This is a genomic window from Streptomyces europaeiscabiei, assembly GCF_001550375.1.
GTDB lineage: Bacteria > Actinomycetota > Actinomycetes > Streptomycetales > Streptomycetaceae > Streptomyces > Streptomyces europaeiscabiei.
In genome coordinates this window covers 1-1,285 of sequence record NZ_LRTR01000565.1, presented here as the reverse complement: position 1 = coordinate 1,285, position 1,285 = coordinate 1, and the positions used below count along the sequence as shown (strand labels likewise).

1 pseudogene is annotated in these 1,285 nt (G+C 76.0%); it reads left to right on the top strand.

The annotated features are described in order from the left end of the window. Positions 1-1,285 (top strand): annotated as a pseudogene (locus AWZ10_RS27415) (DNA-binding protein); the annotation flags it as partial.

The window sequence follows — 1,285 nt, the reverse complement described above, 5'->3', positions numbered from 1 at the left end:
TCCTCGACGCGGCGGCCGCCCGGCTCACCCGGGCCCTCGACGGGGGCGAGGAGGAGGACGAGGGCCGGGCCGGGCCGGCGGACACCCTCCTCATCGACGCCATGAGCGGTCTGGGCGTGGTCAGCGGCTACTGGTGGCGCCGGGACGAGGAGGACGACTCCGCCTTCCGTACCTTGCGTGCGATGGGCAGGGCCGCCGGACTCTCCGCCGACACCGTGCCGCAGAAGGCCGCCGCCCGGCTGCACCTCGACGGGCGCGAACTGTCGACCGGACACCTGAACGTGCAGACGCTGGTCGACCGGGCCGCGGCTCTCACCTTCCGGGCGGCGGCCGGGACCACCGCGGAGGAGCACCGGGAGACGCTGCTCGCCCTGCTCGGCCGGTTCGACGCGCTGGGGCTGGATGGCGGCGCCGGGTCCGAGCGGTGGCGCAAGGTGATCCTGCACCTGGCGGCCGACCGGTTGCGCACCCCGTCGGGCGAGTGGCGCGAGGGCTCGTGGACCGGGCTGCTTCCCCTGGGCGGCGGCGCCTTCGTCGCGATCGTGGAGCGCCGCGCGCTGGACGACGGCGGCGGTGTCTTCGCCGGCTTCTTCCACGACCCGGCGGGACGGTTCGACACACCGGAGCCCTACACCCTCCGTGAGTCCTCCCCGCTCGGCGCGGAGGGAGGGGCGCCGCCACCCGGTGTGTTCCTCGCGGAACTGGCGGCGCGCGGACCGGCGCCCTGGTTCCCGGAGGCCGCCGAGGAGTTCGCCCGGCTCACGGGCGTCACCGGGACGATGGCCCGGCTGATCGTGGCCGGCCTGCCGCAGATCGACGTCCACGAGCGCACGTTCCTCACCACGCAGGTGCGCACCACCATCGGGGTGAAGGCCGCCCCGGCCGCCGTCGCCAAGGACGAACTGCGCGGCGTCGACGGCAGGACCCGCGCGGCGGTGGTGGCCGCCCTGCTGCCCGCCGATCCCGCCCGGCTGTGGACCGAGGGGCCGGACGTGGCCGCGGCGGCCGAGGTCTGGAACAACGAGGTCGGCAGGCGGACGGCCGTCCCCGAGGAACTGTTCGGCGACGCGCTCCGTGCGGTCAAGCACTCGCGCTGGGAGGTTCGCCAGGCCCTGCCCGCGCTGCTGCACCCGGCCGGTGAGCCCCGGCTCACCCGCGACCTGGAGTGGGCCGTCAACGGCGACCGGGTCAAACCCGTCGGCGACGCCACGGTCGGGTTCACGGCGGACACGCTGGTCGGCTCGGTCGGCCTCGCCGCCTGGCTCGCCCACCAGCTGCCCGCCGG